Source organism: Vreelandella mediterranea (assembly GCF_970647075.1).
Genome location: NZ_OZ310198.1, coordinates 1,098,700 through 1,116,695 on the forward strand (window position 1 = coordinate 1,098,700; position 17,996 = coordinate 1,116,695).

Genomic DNA, 17,996 nt, shown 5'->3' on the forward strand with positions numbered 1-17,996 from the left:
CATGTCTGGCAATACGTTTGGCAAACTCTTCAGCGTGACCACTTTCGGCGAGAGTCACGGCCCGGCGCTGGGCGCCATCGTGGATGGCTGCCCACCAGGGATCGAGATCAACGAGCAGGATCTTCAAGCCGAGCTCGACCGTCGCCGGCCGGGAAGCTCGCGCCATACCACCCAGCGCAAGGAGCCGGACGAGGTGCGCATTCTCTCCGGCGTGTTCGAAGGTAAAACCACCGGTGCCTCGATAGGGCTTTTGATCGAGAACACCGACCAACGCTCGAAAGACTACTCCAAAATCAAGGATCAGTTTCGTCCCGCTCACGCGGATTACACTTACCACCACAAGTACGGTCACCGCGACTATCGCGGCGGCGGGCGCTCCAGCGCCCGGGAAACCGCGATGCGCGTCGCCGCCGGTGCCATCGCCAAAAAGGTGTTGGCCGCCCAGGGCATTCAGGTACGCGGCTACATGAGCCAGCTAGGCCCGCTCAAGATCGAGTTCAAAGGCTGGGAGGCGGTGGAGCAAAACGCCTTTTTCTGCCCGGACGCCGCGCGCGTGGCCGAGCTCGAGGCGTTCATGGACCAGTTGCGCCGCGACCAGGACTCGATCGGCGCGGAGATTACCCTGGTCGCGGAGGGCGTACCCGTTGGCCTTGGCGAGCCGGTGTTCGACCGCCTGGACGCCGAGCTTGCCCATGGGCTCATGAGCATCAACGCGGTGAAAGGCGTCGAGATTGGCGCAGGTTTTCAAAGCGTGGCCCAGCGTGGAAGCCAGCACCGCGACGAGCTGACCCCGGAAGGTTTTCTTTCCAACCAGGCCGGCGGCATCCTGGGCGGTATTTCGAGCGGCCAGCCGATCGTTGCCCGCATCGCGCTCAAGCCAACCTCGAGTATCACCACGCCCGGGCGCTCGATCGATGTTCACGGCGAGCCGGTCGAGGTGATCACCAAGGGGCGTCACGACCCCTGTGTTGGTATTCGTGCCACGCCCATTGGGGAAGCGATGATGGCGATCACGTTGCTGGATCACCTGCTAAGACATCGTGGCCAGAATGGTGATGTTAGTGTGACCACGCCCCGCTTGAGCTGACAAAGTTTGTCGACGTTTGCGCTGCTACACTTGAACGCAGCGCAAGCATCGCTTGCCACCACCATCCTCTTCACAACCGTATAACAACAGCGCGTCATACGAGCACAGGGAGCCGCCCATGAAAATCAACGTTGAGTTCGACCTTACGCCGGAAGAGTTTCGCCAGTCGCTGGGCCTGCCGGATGTGGAAGCGTTTCAGCAGCATTTGCTCGACAGCATTCAGCGCCAGATGGAATCCGGGGTGGAAGGGTACGACCCGATGAGCCTGATGCGACCTTTCCTGCAGCAACCCATGATGCAGCAAGGGCTCTCCCAGGGGCTTGCCCACTTTGGCACCTACCAGCAGATGATGCTGGATATGCTCAAGCAGGCGGGCAGTGCCACCGGCGGTGAGGCGGCCAAGGATGACGCCGAGCAGACGCAAGCGCAGAGCCAAGAGCAAAAGACGCGGGCCAGCGCCTCGTCCCGCTCGCGCGCCAAAGAGTAATTCGGAACGGCGTTGCCAAACGCGGCGCCAGTCACTACGCTTTTGGTAGCGCCGAAGGGTTGTTTCGGGTTACAAAAGAGACGTGCCGTCTTTTTAAAAGCGGATTTTTGGATGGTATCAGGCCTTATGAAACGGCGCTTGCTGGGCGATGGGTCAACGAGTATGCAAGCCTCTCTTCGCGCAGCATAACGTGTATAAAAAAGCGATGTAGAACCTCTCTACATACATTGATGTGACCTCATTGCCTTGAAAGGAGCCAGGACCATGCAGGACAAAATGTTTGATGCCTTCAACAGTCAGACCCGCCAGATGTTCGAGCCGATGCGTAAAATGAACTCGCTGATGCTCGACAACATGCAGAAGCTGACCCACTACCAGCTCGAAGCGATGCAGCGCTACACTCAGATGGGCTCTGATCGCGTGCGCCGCGCAACCGACGTAAGCGATGCCGAGAGCATGCGCGACTTCGGCGCCCAGCAGGCCGAGATGATGAAAGAGCTTTCCGAGCAGATGCAGGAAGACGCGCGCGCCATGGGCGAAATGAGCATGACGTTCAAGTCCGAAATGGAGAAGCTCTTCAGCGATGCCGGCCGCCAGATGGGCGAGCAGGCCAACGCCGCCGGCAGTCAAATGCGCGAGCAGGCAAACGAAGCCGGACGCAAAATGAGCGAGCAGGCGAGCAACGTCGCCAAGGGCGGCGACCCCAGCGGCCAGGCCAGCAGCGAATCTACTCGCAAGAAGTAATCGGTAATGCTCACGGCGCCTTCGGGCGCCGTCTTTTTTAGCCGTTGGGTAAAGAGGTAAAAGCGCCTCGGCAACAGCGCGTCGCCGAAGCGCAGGGAGGCAACGTATGCAGTCAGCGTGGAACACGGCGCCGCAAGGCCTGAGCCAGGCCGAGATGGCCGCCTGGAAAAGCGTACTGGAGGAAGTGGGCGAGCAGTACCAGGGACTGATGGAAGAACTGCTTGGCAAGATGGCGCCCAGCGAAGCTGCCGATTCCGTTTACGGCGATATGCGTCAGAGCTTCGAGGCGGCCGCCCAGTCGCTGATGGGCGACCCGACCCTTTTGTGGGAAACCCAGACGCGGCTAATGCAGGATCAGTGGCTTTTATGGCAGCAGGGTATGCGCAGCCTTGCCGGCGAGACGGTGACGCCATTGATCAAACCCGCTCAAGGGGATCGCCGCTTCAAGGACGACGCCTGGACCAGTGAGCCGTTCTATCTTTCCTTGATGCAGCAGTACCTGCTCTTTTCGCAAACCGTGGACGAGCTGATCGGCAAGCTGGACGGGCTCGAAGGAACGAGCAAGCGTCACCTCACCTTTTACGCCCGCCAGCTGGTCAGCGCCATGTCGCCTTCCAACTTTATTTCCACCAACCCGGAAGTCGTGCGGCGCACGATGGAAACCAAAGGGCAAAACCTGGTAGACGGGCTGACCCGCCTGCGCGAGGACCTGGCCAACTCCGCCGAGGGCATCAACGTACGCATGACCGACCGCCAGGCATTCGGTATCGGCGACAACATCGCCGTCACGCCAGGCTCGGTGGTGTTTGAAAACGAGCTGATCCAGCTGATCCAGTACACGCCTACCACGGAACAGGTTTTCAAAACGCCGCTTCTGATCCTGCCGCCCTGGATCAACAAGTACTACATTCTGGATCTGCGCGAGGACAACTCGCTGGTGAAGTGGCTGGTGGACCAGGGCCACAGCGTTTTTTTGATCTCCTGGCGAAACCCCGGCCCCGAACAGCACGACGTCACCTGGGCGGACTACATGCAGATGGGGCCGATCAGCGCGATGGAGGCGATCGAAAAAGCCTGTGGCGAGAAGTCGGTCAACCTGATGAGCTACTGCGTGGGCGGCACGCTGGCGGCCTCGACCGTGGCGTACCTCAACAGCACGCGCCGCGGGCGTAAAGTGAAATCCATCACCTACATGGCCACGCTGCAGGATTTTCGCGACCCGGGGGATATCGGCGTTTTCTTGAGCGAGTCCGTCGTGCAGGGGATCGAGCAGTCCATGCAGTTAAAAGGGTATCTGGATGGCCGCTCCATGGCCTACACCTTCAATTTGCTGCGGGAAAACGATCTTTTCTGGTCGTTTTTCATCAACAACTACTTGAAGGGCGACGTACCCGCTGCGTTCGATCTGCTTTACTGGAACACCGACGGCACCAACCTGCCCGCCGCGACCCACGGTTGGTATTTGCGCCACATGTATCTGGAAAACCGCTTGGTCGAGCCCGGTGGCATCGAACTCGATGGCGTGAAGATCGACCTTCGCAAGGTCTCCACGCCAAGCTATTTCGTCTCCGCCAAAGAGGACCACATCGCAAAGTGGAACAGTACCTACCATGGCGCGCTTTTGCCCAAAGGGCCGGTCACCTTCGTGCTGGGTGGCTCTGGCCATATTGCCGGCATCGTGAACCCGCCGCACAAGAACAAGTACGGCTACTGGACCAACGATACCCTGCCCGCGGATCCGGACGCCTGGCTCGAGGGCGCCCAGCACAACGAGGGGTCCTGGTGGCCGCACTGGCAGGCGTGGATGACCCAAAATGGCTATGCCGATGCACAAAAAAAGGTGGCAGCGCGCGTACCGGGAGAGGGCGGGCTGAGCGTGGTCGAACCCGCCCCCGGGCGCTACGTGCGCCAATCCATCCCCGACGTTCTTGGCGAGACCCCTGATGTAGAGTGACCCTGATGTAAAGTGACCAGGGCCACGCACGATCAAGCCCGGCGCGTCGGGCTTTTTTAGGTCCATGCGCTCAGGCAAATTGTCGCATCGGGAGGGCGGCGCTTCTAAAGGGCGTAGGGTAATAGCGTATAATGAGTGTTTGCGGCACCGGGCTGAAACGCCGCTGCCTCAAGCCGAACGCCTGCTCAGGAGATCATGCATGCTCGATACACTCAAATTCGTACAGCGGAGCGTCGTTCCCGTCCTGCTGGGCGCCGCCGTTTTGCTGGGAGCGGTCAGCGCTCAGGCAAGCACTATCAATGTGTCCAACCCACGCCTGAGCCTGGTGCCGGGGGATACGCCCGGTGCTGGCTACTTTGACATCGCCAACGACGGCGACACCGCCATTACACTCATCGGCGCCGAAAGCGATGCTTTTGAAAAGGTCGAGATGCACGAAAGCACCGAGCACGACGGCATGGCGCACATGCACGCCATCGAAGATATCGAGATCGCCCCCGGCGAAACGTTCAGCTTTGCACCGCGCGGTCATCACCTGATGTTCATGCAGCGCGTCGACGCGCTACAAGAGGGTGACGAGGTCGAGGTAACGCTCGAGTTCGAAGAAGAGCGTCTGCCGGTCACCTTCGACGTGGTGTCCCCCGCGTCGCTTTAACGTGCGGCGTCAATACCCGATCTTGAATACCCTGGGTAGAGAATAGTGAGTATGCAAAAAGTGCTATGGCCGCTGCTGGCAGCGGCTTTATTGGTGGGCTGTAGTGACGAGACCTTTCGCACCACCGACATCGAAGAGATCATGCCGCCGCTCGAGTTCGACCTAACCAACGACGACGGTCAGGCGGCGAGTGCCGAGGAGTACCGCGGTAAAACCACCCTGGTCTACTTTGGCTACACCCAGTGCCCGGACGTGTGTCCACTGACGCTAGCGCGTTTTGCGTCGATCCTCGACCGGCTCGACGAGCAAGAGCGCGACGACGTACAAATGCTGCTGATTTCGGTTGACCCGAACCGCGACACGCCCGAGGTGCTCAAACGCTACACTGACGCCTTCGGCCCCGAATTTACCGGTTTGACCGGCGATAAGCAGGAGATCGACGCGCTAACCAACCGCTACCGGATCTCTTACACCTTCGAAGAGCCCAACGAGCGCGGCGACTATATCGTCAATCACTCGAGCGCCGTGTTTGCCTTCAACGAAGAGGGCGAGCCACGCTTTCTGGTGCGCGACCCGCACTCCGATCAGGACGTGCTCGCCGACCTTCGCCGCGTAATCGCAGAGGGATAGGTCAAGAGGGATAGGTCACAAGGTAGTTCAAAAAAATGCTCGAAAGAGTGCTCGAAAGCCAGGCACAAAAAAGCGCCCCGCAGGGCGCTTTTTTAATGGTCGCTTTTGAGCACTCTTTTGGACGTTCGGCCCGTCTCAATGGGCTAACTTAGCAGACCGACGAAAGGCCGCAGTTGGACGTATAAAGGCGTGAATTGACGTCCAGTGTCAGGCGCTCGTTGGTGGTGTCGTAGAAAAACGACGCATAGCCATTCTCGGAATGCGCGGTTTTATAGAGCCCGCAGACGCCGTAGCCGTACTGGATTTCCTGCAGCTGTGAAAGCTCTACGGGAAGCTCGGTGTCGAGCTCGGCGGCGATCGCCGACTGGATCTGTTGATCCACTTTGCTGGCCGAGAGTGCCTGGCTGCCAAAGATGGCCGCCCCCACGATCGCCATGAAAGCGAGGGGAAGGACAATCAACAGTAGGAAGGGGCGAGATTTAAGCATGAACTCATTATGCCACCGCGCCCTTCCCAGTCAAGCGGGCGCTTTGGGCCATAATGACGCACCCGCCAGCGTTTGAAAGCCATCTTTAAAGCAGTGTCTTGCGCCGCTCTGTGCGCGCGCGTAAAAGCCCCGCCATGCTCATCAGCGCGGCCAGTATCCAGATCGGCAGGCTGCCCATTCGAGTAAACGGCGTCTGCCCCTGCATGGCGTAGAAATCACCGGTCAGCGAGGTGGTCTCGAACTGCGGGGCGCGGTCCACCACGTTGCCCCGGGCGTCGATGATCGCGGTGATACCGTTGCTGGTGGCGCGCAGTACATAGCGGCCGTTCTCCAGCGCACGCAGGCGCGCCATCTGCAGGTGTTGATGCGGGCCGATCGAGGCGCCAAACCAGGTGTCGTTGGAGACCGTCACGATCACGTCGCTTTCAAGCGCCCGGCTAGCGACCAGCTGTGGATAAATAATTTCGTAGCAGATCGCGTTGCCGATACGCAGGCCGCCGGCTTCCATTGGTGCCTGAACCGATTCGCCTTTGGCGAAGCTCGACATGGGCAGATCGAAAAAGTCGATCGCACCGCGCAAAAGGCTTTCGAGCGGCAGATACTCGCCAAAGGGCACCAGGTGCTCTTTTTGGTAGCTGCCGGAGACGTTGCCCACGCCGATCATGCTGTTGAAGTAACGGTTCTGCTCGTCGAGCTGAACGATACCGGTCATCAGCGCGGTTTGTTCGGGCAGATCCGCCTGGAGGCGCTCGAGCACGGGGCGCGCCTGGTACTCGAACATCGGCACCGCGGTTTCGGGCCAGATGATCAGGTCCGCTTCACCGCTGACGGTTTGGGTCAGCTCCGTGTAGATATCCGCAGCGGCGCGCTGGCCCTCCGGCGTCCACTTGATCAGCTGCGAAAGATTACCCTGCAAAAGCGCCACACGGGTCGGCTGGTTGGCCTGAGTGGTCCAAAGCTGGGGGAGTGCCAGGGGGATCAGCCAAATGGCTGCCAGAGGTAGCGCCATCCAGAAGTGTCGGCGCAGCACCATAACGCCTAACGTGCCGCTGAGGGCGACCAGCAGCGAAAGAAGATACACCCCGCCCAGCGGCGCCCAGTTGGCAAGCGGCGAGTCCACATGAGACGAGCCCAATAAAAGCCAGGGAAAGCCGGTGAACAGATAGGTGCGCAGTACCTCGCCCAGCACCCAGATACCCGCAAAGCTCAAAAACGTCAGGCGCTCGCCGGCAAAGCGGCGAAACACCCAGAACGACAGCGCGTAGAAAAGCGCCAGTACGCCCACGAAAAGGCCGGTTAAAAGCACCGCCAGCGGCACGCCGGTATAGCCGTAGTCGTGAATCGAAACGTACACCCAGGAGGTGCCGGTGGCAAAGAGCCCAATCCCAAATGCCCACCCCTTGAGTGCGGCCTGGCCGGGGGAGAGGTGGTGAATACCTGCAAAGAGCATCCCTACCGCGACCGGGCCCAACCACCAAAGCTCGAAAGGAGAGGCCGTTAGCGTGGTGAAGCCGCCCGCGATCAGGGCGGCGAGCAGTTGAAAAGCGAACCGAGACGTAAAGCCCATAGCGATATCCTGTGAGCGAAGTAAAAGCCAACGATTTAAAGGCGCCGGGTTCGGGTTAGTCGGTGTCCGTCGCGGTAGCGGTTTCGTTGCTGTCGCGGTAGGCCTCGAGCAGGCGAATGCGCCGGTTATCGGCGTTCAAAACGATAAAGTGCCAGCCGCCAAGGTTTGTGTGCTCGCCGCGCCCGGGCAGGTGGCCGAACTGCTGCATGACCAGGCCACCCACGGTGTCGAACTCGTCATCGGAAAAGTCGGTATCGAAGCGCTCGTTGAAGTCCTCGATCGGGGTGAGGGCGCGGATGGCGAAATGGCCGTTGTCGAGTCGACGAATGGCGTCCTCTTCATCGGTATCGTGCTCGTCTTCGATATTACCCACGATCTGCTCGAGAATATCTTCGATGGTGACGATGCCCGCGGTGCCGCCATACTCATCCACCACCACGGCCATGTGGTTGTGGGTATCGCGAAATTCCTTTAGCAGGCTGTTCAAGCGCTTGGACTCGGGGATGAACATCGCCGGGCGCAGCACGTCCTCCAGCAAAAACGCATCCCGGCGCTCCTGGGACTGCGACAGCAATGGCAGCAGGTCCTTGACCAAAAGAATGCCCTTGATGTCATCGAGGTTTTCGCCGATCACCGGGTAGCGCGAGTGGCCGGTTTCCTGAATCAGCGGCAGGTAGCCGTCGCTGGTTTGGTCGATGGCGATTGCCGAGACCTGGGAGCGGGGGATGAGGATTTCGCGCACCTGCTGGTCGCTGATCTCGAGCGCGCCTTCGATGATCATGATGGCATCCTGATCGAGCTTCAGTTTGCCGGCGGTGTGACGCAAAAAGGTGAGCAGCTCATCACGGGAGCTGGGTTCGTCGGATTCACCAGTGAGGGCGCCAAAGAGTTTCTCGAGCCAGGATTTTTGATTGGACGTGCTCGATGGGTCTTCGCTCATTGCGTCGGATCTCTTGGTTACGGACTAGTTCGTGACGGACAGGTGTATCGGGATACGTCTGGAAAATAAACGTTATACGCAGTACGGGTCGGGGATATCAAGGCCTGCAAGCAGCCGACGCTCCAACGCTTCCATGACCTGGGCGTCGTCGTCGTCGATATGATCGTACCCAAGCAGGTGCAGCGTGCCGTGAATCACCATGTGCGCGTAGTGGTGGTCGAGGTTTTTTTGCTGATCGAGCGCCTCGTTGACGACGACCTCGTGGCAAATCACCAGATCGCCCAGTAAAGGAAGCTCTAGCCCGGGCGGACACTCGAAAGGAAACGAGAGCACGTTGGTGGGTTTGTCCTTGCCCCGGTAGTCGCGATTCAGTGCCTGGCTCTCCTGGGGATCGGCCAGGCGGATCGTCAACTCGCGGCGGGGGTCATCCGGATGGTGAGAAAACACACAGCCCACCCATTGGGTGAGCTGTTCGAGTGTAGGGATCTCTTTAGCCTCGACCGCCACCTGGCGGTCGATCACGATATCGGTCATCGCGACCCGTCTCCGCCCGCTGAGTGATGATCGCGCGAGGCCAGGCGTGCTTCACGCTCTTGCTGGCGCGCCTCACGCTGGGCGCGCTCCTGGGCTTCCTGCTCGGACTCGAACGCATCGTAGGCTTCGATGATGCGCTGAACCAGGGGGTGGCGCACCACGTCCTTCGCGGCAAAATGCGTCACACCTATCCCGGGGGTGTCCTTCAATACATCCAGCACCTGGATGAGACCGGAGCGCTGGCCCTTGGGTAGATCCACCTGGGTGACGTCCCCGGTGATCACCGCCGTCGAGCCAAAGCCAATCCGCGTCAGAAACATCTTCATCTGCTCCGGCGTGGTGTTCTGGCTCTCATCCAAAATGATATAGGCGTTGTTGAGCGTACGCCCGCGCATGTAGGCAAGCGGGGCGATCTCGATCACCTGACGCTCGATCAGCTTGGCGACCTGCTCGAAGCCGATCATCTCGTAAAGCGCGTCATAAAGAGGGCGCAGGTAGGGGTCGATCTTCTGAGCCAGGTCGCCGGGTAGAAAGCCGAGTTTCTCGCCAGCCTCGACCGCCGGGCGCACCAGTAGAATACGGCGTACTTCCTGGTTGTTGAGCGCCTCGACCGCCGCGGCTACGGCCAGGTAGGTCTTACCGGTACCCGCCGGGCCGATACCGAAGTTGATATCGTGCTCACGCACGCTTGTGACGTAGCGCTGCTGATTCAAGCCCCGAGGCTTGATCATGGTGCGCGGCGTGCGCATGATCACTTCGCTACTGCCGTCTTCGTTTTCTTCGTCCTCGTCCAACGACTCGAGTCCCGATTCTTGCAGGAACAAGTGCACCGTGTCCGGTGAGAGCTCGCTGGCCGCGGCTTCGCGGTACAGGTGCTCCAGCACGTTGGACGCGGCCTTGATACGGTTTGCCGGCCCGGCCAACTGAAAGATATTGCCACGGTTTCTCAGCGTGACGTCCAGCCGGTCTTCGATGAGCTTCAAGTGCTCATCGCGCTGCCCGCAAAGGCTAGCGAGGCGCTGCGGGTCATTGGGTTCAAGGCTTAGAGTGATGATACGGTTGGCCTGAGATGATGGCTGGCTCAAAAGTTGTGGACCCGTTCGTTGATGTGTGTAAACCAGAGCTTACTGCCCAGGGCTTGCTTTGAGCAATTACCTGGGCTAAATACGCGTCAAAAACGCTGGGGGGAGGTGAGCTCGCCGCGCAGCGAGTTGGGCAGTGCTTCGGTGATTTCGACATCGACGAAGTAGCCAATGAAGTCCGCCGGGTTGGCCGCGCGGAAGTTCACTACCCGGTTATTCTCGGTGCGCCCGGAGAGCTGACCCGGGTCCTTCGGCGAGAAGCCGGTGACCAAAATGCGCTGGGTCGACCCCACCATGCGGCGGCTGATCTGCGCGGCCTGCTGAAGGATACGGTCCTGCAAAATCGCCAGACGCTGCTTTTTCACGCTCTCCGGCGTTTCGTCCTCGAGGCCGGAGGCCGGGGTGCCCGGGCGCGCCGAATAAACGAAGCTGAAGGAGTGATCGAAGCCGATCTGATGGATCAGATCCATGGTGTCTTCGAAATCCTGCTCGGTCTCGCCGGGAAAGCCAATGATGAAATCCGAGGAGAAGCTGATATCCGGGCGGTTGGCGCGGATGCGCTCCATCTTGTCGATATAGGCCTGGCGGGTGTGGCCGCGCTTCATCGCGGAAAGGATATTGTCCGAGCCCGATTGAACCGGTAAGTGCAGGTGGCTGACAAGCTCCGGTATCTCGGCGTAGGCATCTACCAGGCTGTCGGTGAATTCCACCGGGTGCGAGGTGGTAAAGCGCACGCGGTCGATGCCTTCCACCGCCGCCACGCAGGCGATCAGCTCGGCAAGGTCGATCTCTTCACCCAGCTGGTTTTCACCGCGGTAAGCGTTGACGTTCTGGCCCAGCAGGTTGATCTCGCGCACGCCCTGGTCGGCCAGGTGGATGACTTCGTCCATCACCGGCTCGAACGGGCGGGATACCTCTTCACCGCGTGTGTAGGGCACCACGCAGAAGGTACAGTACTTCGAGCAGCCTTCCATGATGGAAACGAAGGCCGTCGCGCCGTCGGAGCTCGGTTTGGGCAGGTGGTCGAACTTCTCGATTTCCGGGAAGGTGACATCGACCGCGGCGATCTGGTTGGCAGACGCCGACGCGCCGCTGCGCGCATCCATCATGGCCGGTACCCGGTGAAGCGTTTGCGGGCCAAAGATCATATCCACAAAGGGCGCGCGCTTTTGAATCGCATCACCTTCCTGGCTTGCCACGCAGCCGCCCACGCCGATCACCAGATCCGGGTTAGCGTCCTTGAGCTTTTTCCAGCGCCCCAGCTGGTGAAACACCTTCTCCTGCGCCTTTTCGCGAATGGAGCAGGTGTTCAGCAGGATCACGTCGGCCTCTTTCTCGTTATCGGTGAGTTCCATCTGGTGGGATTCGCCGAGTAGGTCCGCCATACGAGAGGAGTCGTATTCGTTCATCTGGCAGCCGTGCGTTTTGATGAAGAGCTTCTTCGCCATCGGTACCTGTCGTCTATGGATCGTCGTCAGACGAAAATGAATGGAGTATCTACGGGCCGCGCTCGGGGCGCGCAGGTGCATTAGGAGTGGGGCTATTATACGGATACATCAAACCAGCGGCTAGCGCTCAAAAATAATCGATGCTTGACCCAAACGATTCTATGCGTATACTACGCACCGTGTTTGAGCAGTTCCTCGATAGCTCAGTTGGTAGAGCAAATGACTGTTAATCATTGGGTCACAGGTTCGAGTCCTGTTCGAGGAGCCAATACATTGCGTGTTGGTTCTTGTTCAAATACAATAGCTTAAGGTTGTTCCTCGATAGCTCAGTTGGTAGAGCAAATGACTGTTAATCATTGGGTCACAGGTTCGAGTCCTGTTCGAGGAGCCAAGCTATTCCCGATTTTATTATCTGTTTCGCATAGCCGTTTCAGATAAGCATGATTCCTCGATAGCTCAGTTGGTAGAGCAAATGACTGTTAATCATTGGGTCACAGGTTCGAGTCCTGTTCGAGGAGCCATCTAAAACGACCTGGTCGTTTATTACTTCCCCTCCCTTCTTTGTTTGATCATCAGATCGTCTCTTCTTTGACGTCACTTTGTTGCGTCTTTTTCGCGTTGCTGTCTTTTCTTTATTTCATCCATACTCTTGAGTCTGCTTGGGCCGATCCTTGCCCAAGGTAGATAACGCTGTGCATGGCATTTACGCTGGCGCTAAAAAAGCCACTCACCGTGTGGTGAGTGGCTTTGTAGAGCAGCGCTGCGTGCGCTTAGCGCTGGGCCATGCGCTGGGCGTTTTTGAGGTGGGTGTAGTCGAGCATTACTTCGGCGGCTTCGAGCACGTGAGCGCGGTCGACGGGCATTTCTTCGTCGTCCTCTTCGTCTTCCTCGATGGGCGCGCCGTTTTCGGAGTTGTCCAGACGGGCATCCATCCACTCCTCGAGCTCGGGGAGGTCAAGCGCTCGGCGGCGCTGGTTTTCGAGCGAAAGCTGCTCGCCTTCCTGGGCTTCCAGCTCGCGCTGGCGCTGCTCCCGGTTCAGGCTGACGCTGGTGTGCTGCTCGCGAAGTTGGCGGGCAAGCGTCGACTGACGCTCCAGATAAAGGAAGTTCGGGTTCTGCTGAGCGCGCTGCTGGTGCTGGGTCGTCAGGGCGTCGATAAAGTCTTCCGGGTTACCGTAGCGGCGGTACTGAACGTTTTGCACCGTATCCCAGGCCAGGGCGTTATCCAGGCTGCTTTCGCCGATGCGCTCCGGGTCGATCAGGCTCGGGAAGGTAATGTCCGGCTCGACGCCGCGGTTTTGCGTGCTCTCGCCGGAGATCCGGTAGAACTTGGCGCGGGTCAGCTTGATCTGGCCGTGGCTTAAGTCGTTGAGCGTTTGGACGGTGCCCTTGCCAAAGGTCGAGGCGCCGACCACCAGGCCGCGCCCGTAGTCCTGAATCGCGCCGGCGAAGATTTCCGAGGCCGAGGCGGAGAGGCGGTTGGTCAATACGGTCAGCGGGCCGTCATAGAGCGTGCCGGCGTCGGTGTCGCCGTAGAGTTGGATACGCCCCTGGGCGTCGCGTACCTGAACGGTAGGGCCGCGATCGATGAAGAGCCCAATCAGCGAGTTGGCTTCCTGCAGCGCGCCGCCGCCGTTGTTGCGCAGGTCCAGCACGATACCCTCGACGTTTTGTTCCTTGAGCGATTCGATTTCCTGCGCCACGTCGCGGGTGGTGCTGCGATACTCCTCTTCGCCGGCCTGCCAGGCGTCGAAGTCGACGTAGAAGGTGGGCACATCGATCACCCCGATCAGGTGGGGCTCGCCGTCGCGCTCGACTTCGATGACTTCACCGTGCGCTGCCTGGTCTTCGAGGCTGACCGTGTCGCGAGTGATCTCCACTATCTGCGAGCGGGTCATGTCCACGGCCTGGGCGGGTACCACGTCCAGGCGTACGACGGAGCCCTTGGGGCCGCGAATCAAATCGACGACGTTGTCCAAACGCATGCCGACCACGTTAACCATTTCGCCGTCTTCCTGGCCCACCGCGGTGATGCGGTCGGCAGGCTCCAGCACGCCGGCGCGGTCGGCCGGGCCGCCGGGTACCAGGCTCGAGACCTTGACGTACTCGCCGTCGGCCTGGAGCAAGGCGCCGATACCTTCCAGCGAAAGGCTCATTTGAATGTCGAAGGATTCGCTTTGGCGCGGCGAGAGGTAGCCGGTATGCGGGTCGATCGTGCTGGAAATGGCCGCCATCAGAATGCCGAATACGTCTTCGTCTTCGGTTTGACGCAGCCGGGTCAGCTGACCTTCGTAGCGTTGGCGCAGATTCTCTTCGACCTGCTCATCGTCCTGGTCGCTGAGGGCCAGTGTCAGCGCATCGTTTTCCAAACGCTTGCGCCACAATTCGTCGAGCTCGCTTTCGCGTGTCGGCCAGGCGACGTCTTCGCGGTCGATCTCAAGGCGCTCATTGCTTTCGAAATCGAACGACAGGCCTTCGTCCAGACGCTCTAAAAGCCACTCGAGGCGCTCGGTGTGGCGCTCGTTCAAGCGATTGTACAGCGCGAAGGCGTCGTCAAGCTCGCCTTCGAACAGCACCTGGTCCATGTCGTCTTCTAAATGGCGGTAGGGTTCGATATCGCGACTTAGAAGATAGCTACGCTGGTTATCCAGAATATCCAAATAGCGTTGGAAAGCTTCCTGGGACCACTGCGCATCGAAATCGATGTTCGCGTAGTGGCCGTAGCGCAGTGCATCCCCAATCTCCACTGCCGCTTGGCGTTGTTCGTCGGTCGGTTCGATTTGCGCAAGTGCCGGGCTGGTCACTACCAGCATCACGGCAACGGCGACCGAGCGCGAAAGCGTTGCAAACAAGCTCATCAGTCAGGCTCTCCCGGAATTTATAGTCATACACGCTCCCTAGACATTCAGCCAGCCCATGAGTTGCGTAGGCCGAAAGAGCATTGTAGCAGGTCATTTACTCTGTGATACTCACTCATTTTCTGATAAGGGGCAATCATTTGAACGCGGTCGACAACACGCCGGTCGAGGCGCAACGCCTGACGCGGCTATGCGATTTTTTGGCGCAATCGCCCACGCCCTGGCACGCCACCCAGGCAATGGTCGAGCGGCTGGAGCAAAACGGTTTTACAGGTCTGGATGAGCGGGCCGATTGGCAGCTAAAAGCGGGGCAGCGCTACTTCGTGACCCGCAACGACTCCTCGATCATCGCTTTTCAGCTGCCTGCGACAGGGCTCGATGAAAAAGGGCTCGATGAAAAGGGGCTCGAGAGCCTGCGTATGATCGGCGCCCATACCGACAGCCCCGGGCTCAGGTTAAAGCCCGAAGCGACCCAGCGTTCGGCGGGTTGGCTTCAGTTGGGTGTGCAGGTCTACGGCGGCGTACTGCTGGCGCCCTGGTTCGACCGCGACCTGGGGCTGGCCGGGCGCGTGCATATCCGCCACGCGGATGGAAAGCTCGAAAGCGTGCTGCTCAATGTCGCCGACCCGGTGGCCATGATCCCGAGTCTTGCGATCCACCTGGACCGCGACGTCAACGGCGGCCGCCCCATCAACCCCCAAACCCAGATGGCGCCGGTGTTGATGCAAAGCGAAGACGCCACGCTCGATTCGCTTTTGCTTCAGTGGCTGAACGAGGAGCACGGCCTCGAGGGGATCGAGGTAGTGGATTTCGAGCTGGGCTTTTACGATCTACAGCCGCCTTCGCTGGTAGGCGTGGGCAAAGAGCTGGTAGCTAGCGCCCGGCTGGATAACCTGCTTTCGTGCTTTATCGGGTTGGAAGCGCTACTAACGTGCGATGGCGAGCAGGGCGCGCTGTTCGTGGCCAACGACCACGAGGAAGTGGGCAGCGCGAGCGCCTGCGGCGCCCAAGGGCCGTTTTTGGGCGATGTGCTCAAGCGCATCAATGGCCAGATCGGTAAAGGAGGGGAGGAGGCGCTGATTCAACTGATTCAGTCCTCGCTGATGATCTCCTGCGACAACGCCCACGCGCTGCACCCGAACTTTCGCGACAAGCACGACGAGCGCCACGGCCCGGCTATCAACGCAGGCCCGGTGATCAAGGTCAACGCCAGCCAGCGCTACGCGACCAACAGCGTGACCGGTGCGCTGTTTCGCGACGTGTGCCGCGAGGCGAACGTGCCGGTGCAGTCCTTCGTGACCCGCGCGGACATGGGCTGTGGCAGTACCATCGGGCCGATAACGGCCACCGAGGTGGGCGTGCCGACCATCGACGTGGGCGTACCCCAGTGGGCGATGCACTCGATTCGTGAAACCGCGGGCACCCGGGACGTAACGTACCTGGTTCAGGCACTCGTGGCGTTTCTGAATCGTCCGGTGCTCTGAGCCGATTGCTGATAAACGCGCACAAAAAAGCCCGCTAACCAAGTTAGCGGGCTTTTTCTAAAAGCTGGTGGCTACACCCTGATTTGAACAGGGGACCCCATCATTATGAGTGATGTGCTCTAACCAGCTGAGCTATGTAGCCGTTCAACGGGGGCGAATGTTACAAAGCGCGCCGCCACCCGTCAAGTGCTTGCTGCTTCAATCGTCAAAAAAAGCCTAATCGCGGCGAATCAGCGATTTATACGCTTAAACGTTGAAGCGGAAGTGAATCACGTCGCCATCCTTGACGATGTACTCCTTACCTTCCAAACGCCACTTGCCCGCGTCCTTGGCGCCTTGCTCGCCGCCCAGGGACACGAAGTCATCATAAGCGATGACCTCGGCGCGAATGAAGCCTTTCTGGAAGTCGGTGTGGATCACACCGGCGCCTTCCGGGGCGGTGGCGCCTTCCTTGACGGTCCAGGCGCGTACTTCCTTCACCCCAGCGGTGAAGTAGGTTTGCAGGCCCAAAAGGGCGTAGCCGGCGCGAATCACGCGGTCGAGCCCCGGCTCTTCCATGCCCATCTCGGCCAGGAACATGCTGCGCTCCTCGTCGTCGAGTTCGGCGATCTCGGCCTCGATCTGGTTGCACACCGGCACCACCACCGCGCCTTCTTCGGCGGCGATTTCGTTGACGATATCCAGATACGGATTGTTCTCGAAGCCGTCCTCGTTGACGTTAGCGATGTACATGGTCGGCTTCAGGGTCAAAAAGCCGAAGCTTTTCACCTGGTGCTTTTCGTCGTCGGAGAGGCCGAAGCTTCGAAGCGGCATACCTTCGGCCAGGTGCGGCTCGATCTTGTCCAGAATCGCCTTGGTGGCCGAGGCGTCCTTGTCGCCGCCTTTCACCGAGCGCACCAGCCGCTGGCTGGCTTTCTCGACGGTGTCGAGATCCGCCAGGGCCAGTTCCAGGTTGATGGTTTCGATATCCGCGCGCGGATCCACCTGGTTGGAAACGTGAATCACGTTGTCGTTATCAAAGCAGCGCACCACGTGGGCGATCGCCTGGGTTTCGCGAATATTGGCCAAAAACTTGTTGCCCAAGCCTTCGCCCTTGGAGGCGCCCGCCACCAGGCCTGCAATGTCCACGAACTCCATGGTCGTGGGCAGCACTTTCTGAGGTTTGACGATCTCGGCGAGCTTGTCGAGCCGGGGGTCGGGCATGGGCACGATCCCGACGTTGGGCTCGATCGTGCAAAACGGGAAGTTTTCCGCATCGATGCCGGATTTGGTGAGCGCGTTGAAGAGCGTGGATTTGCCTACGTTGGGTAGGCCAACGATACCGCAGTTAAAACCCATAGTAATGTCCTGACCTGGGCGCGCTTGATGAAGCCGCCTTGAAATGGAAGCGTCTGGCTATTTTACGCTATGTAGTTGGTTCATGGCTTTAGCCCAGTCGCCTTGGAGCGCGAGGGGCAGGGTGGCTTGGCACTCATCGAGAGAGCGCTCGATGGCTTCGAGCTCTGCCTTGCCGGGGCGGCCAAGAACGAAATTGGTGACCTGGCGGGCCTCGCCGGGATGACCAATACCGATGCGCAGCCGATGAAAGTCTTTTTGATTGCCCAGGGCGCTGATGATGTCGCGAAGACCGTTGTGGCCGCCGTGGCCGCCACCGGTTTTGTAGCGCGACTGGCCTGGCGGCAGGTCGAGCTCATCGTGGGCGACGAGCAGGTTGTCCGGGGCGAGCTTGAAAAACTGGGCCATGGCCGCGACGGCGGCGCCGCTTCGGTTCATGAAGGTGGTGGGGTTTAGAAGGTGCAGTTCATGGTCGCCAATACGCACCTTGGCGTAGAGCCCCAGAAACTTTTTTTCCGGGCGAAGCTCGGTATGGGCGCTGCGAGCGAGGGCATCTACCAGCCAAAAGCCCGCGTTATGACGCGTGGCGTCGTACTCGGGCCCGGGGTTGCCAAGCCCAATGATCGCCATTACTTGGCTCATGTTCCCACCTCCATCGCTTAACAAGATGTTCTCGGCCGAAAGCCTGTTATCTGACAAAAAAA

16 protein-coding genes and 4 tRNA genes are annotated in these 17,996 nt (G+C 59.7%); 10 read left to right on the top strand and 10 right to left on the bottom strand.

The genetic code is table 11. The features are described from left to right. The first annotated feature begins 1 nt into the window (after position 1). From aroC to ACWFVE_RS05180, 6 genes are all read left to right on the top strand, one after another. Complete coding sequence (gene aroC / locus ACWFVE_RS05155; RefSeq protein WP_447528214.1) at positions 2-1,087, top strand: chorismate synthase; 1,086 nt, start codon at positions 2-4, stop codon at positions 1,085-1,087. Between the two features lie 118 nt (positions 1,088-1,205). After that, positions 1,206-1,574, top strand: a complete 369-nt coding sequence (locus ACWFVE_RS05160) for a hypothetical protein (RefSeq protein ID WP_447528215.1) — start codon at positions 1,206-1,208, stop codon at positions 1,572-1,574. 264 nt (positions 1,575-1,838) lie between these two features. Next, a complete protein-coding gene (locus ACWFVE_RS05165) occupies positions 1,839-2,318 on the top strand; it encodes a phasin family protein (protein ID WP_447528216.1) in 480 nt (159 codons plus the stop codon). A 106-nt stretch (positions 2,319-2,424) separates the two neighbouring features. Then, positions 2,425-4,272, top strand: coding sequence for a class I poly(R)-hydroxyalkanoic acid synthase (phaC, locus tag ACWFVE_RS05170; RefSeq protein ID WP_447528217.1), 1,848 nt, complete (start codon positions 2,425-2,427; stop codon positions 4,270-4,272). Positions 4,273-4,471: 199 nt separating this feature from the next. Next, positions 4,472-4,927, top strand: coding sequence for a copper chaperone PCu(A)C (locus tag ACWFVE_RS05175; protein WP_447528218.1), 456 nt, complete (start codon positions 4,472-4,474; stop codon positions 4,925-4,927). Between the two features lie 51 nt (positions 4,928-4,978). Continuing rightward, entirely contained in the window at positions 4,979-5,557 is a 579-nt protein-coding gene (locus ACWFVE_RS05180) for an SCO family protein (RefSeq protein WP_447528219.1), read from the top strand. Between the two features lie 148 nt (positions 5,558-5,705). Here the strand turns inward: ACWFVE_RS05180 and ACWFVE_RS05185 are convergent, their stop codons facing one another. The 6 genes from ACWFVE_RS05185 to miaB form a co-directional block, all read right to left on the bottom strand. Continuing rightward, positions 5,706-6,044 carry a hypothetical protein gene (locus ACWFVE_RS05185; protein ID WP_447528220.1) on the bottom strand — a complete coding sequence of 113 codons (339 nt, stop codon included), beginning with the start codon at positions 6,042-6,044 and terminating at the stop codon, positions 5,706-5,708. A gap of 85 nt (positions 6,045-6,129) precedes the next feature. Further along, positions 6,130-7,611 carry an apolipoprotein N-acyltransferase gene (gene lnt, locus ACWFVE_RS05190; RefSeq protein ID WP_447528221.1) on the bottom strand — a complete coding sequence of 494 codons (1,482 nt, stop codon included), beginning with the start codon at positions 7,609-7,611 and terminating at the stop codon, positions 6,130-6,132. 55 nt (positions 7,612-7,666) lie between these two features. After that, complete coding sequence (locus ACWFVE_RS05195; RefSeq protein ID WP_447528222.1) at positions 7,667-8,551, bottom strand: HlyC/CorC family transporter; 885 nt, start codon at positions 8,549-8,551, stop codon at positions 7,667-7,669. A 72-nt stretch (positions 8,552-8,623) separates the two neighbouring features. After that, positions 8,624-9,085, bottom strand: a complete 462-nt coding sequence (gene ybeY / locus ACWFVE_RS05200; RefSeq protein ID WP_447528223.1) for an rRNA maturation RNase YbeY — start codon at positions 9,083-9,085, stop codon at positions 8,624-8,626. After that, positions 9,082-10,170 (bottom strand): PhoH family protein, encoded by a 1,089-nt coding sequence (locus tag ACWFVE_RS05205; protein WP_447528224.1) that lies wholly within the window; start codon positions 10,168-10,170, stop codon positions 9,082-9,084. The genes ybeY and ACWFVE_RS05205 overlap by 4 nt, the downstream gene beginning before the upstream one ends. An 86-nt stretch (positions 10,171-10,256) precedes the next feature. Further along, on the bottom strand, positions 10,257-11,615 hold the full coding sequence (gene miaB / locus ACWFVE_RS05210; RefSeq protein WP_447528225.1) for a tRNA (N6-isopentenyl adenosine(37)-C2)-methylthiotransferase MiaB: 1,359 nt from the start codon (positions 11,613-11,615) through the stop codon (positions 10,257-10,259). A gap of 192 nt (positions 11,616-11,807) precedes the next feature. Between miaB and ACWFVE_RS05215 the strand changes: the two genes are divergently transcribed. The 3 genes from ACWFVE_RS05215 to ACWFVE_RS05225 all read left to right on the top strand — a co-directional run bounded on the left by ACWFVE_RS05215 (position 11,808) and on the right by ACWFVE_RS05225 (position 12,136). After that, positions 11,808-11,883 (top strand) — tRNA-Asn (locus ACWFVE_RS05215). A gap of 47 nt (positions 11,884-11,930) precedes the next feature. Continuing rightward, positions 11,931-12,006, top strand: a tRNA-Asn gene (locus ACWFVE_RS05220). 54 nt (positions 12,007-12,060) lie between these two features. Continuing rightward, positions 12,061-12,136: transfer RNA gene (locus ACWFVE_RS05225), tRNA-Asn, on the top strand. A gap of 249 nt (positions 12,137-12,385) precedes the next feature. Here the strand turns inward: ACWFVE_RS05225 and ACWFVE_RS05230 are convergent. Further along, positions 12,386-14,473 carry a carboxy terminal-processing peptidase gene (locus ACWFVE_RS05230; RefSeq protein WP_447528226.1) on the bottom strand — a complete coding sequence of 696 codons (2,088 nt, stop codon included), beginning with the start codon at positions 14,471-14,473 and terminating at the stop codon, positions 12,386-12,388. 140 nt (positions 14,474-14,613) lie between these two features. Between ACWFVE_RS05230 and ACWFVE_RS05235 the strand changes: the two genes are divergently transcribed. Next, positions 14,614-15,957, top strand: a complete 1,344-nt coding sequence (locus ACWFVE_RS05235; RefSeq protein ID WP_447528227.1) for a M18 family aminopeptidase — start codon at positions 14,614-14,616, stop codon at positions 15,955-15,957. A 65-nt stretch (positions 15,958-16,022) separates the two neighbouring features. Here ACWFVE_RS05235 and ACWFVE_RS05240 read toward each other — a convergent pair. From ACWFVE_RS05240 to pth, 3 genes are all read right to left on the bottom strand, one after another. Further along, positions 16,023-16,099, bottom strand: a tRNA-Met gene (locus ACWFVE_RS05240). Positions 16,100-16,203: 104 nt separating this feature from the next. After that, positions 16,204-17,295: a redox-regulated ATPase YchF gene (ychF, locus tag ACWFVE_RS05245; RefSeq protein WP_447528228.1), complete on the bottom strand. Its 1,092-nt coding sequence runs from the start codon at positions 17,293-17,295 to the stop codon at positions 16,204-16,206. A gap of 57 nt (positions 17,296-17,352) precedes the next feature. Then, on the bottom strand, positions 17,353-17,934 hold the full coding sequence (pth, locus tag ACWFVE_RS05250) for an aminoacyl-tRNA hydrolase (RefSeq protein WP_447528229.1): 582 nt from the start codon (positions 17,932-17,934) through the stop codon (positions 17,353-17,355). Positions 17,935-17,996: the final 62 nt, after the last annotated feature.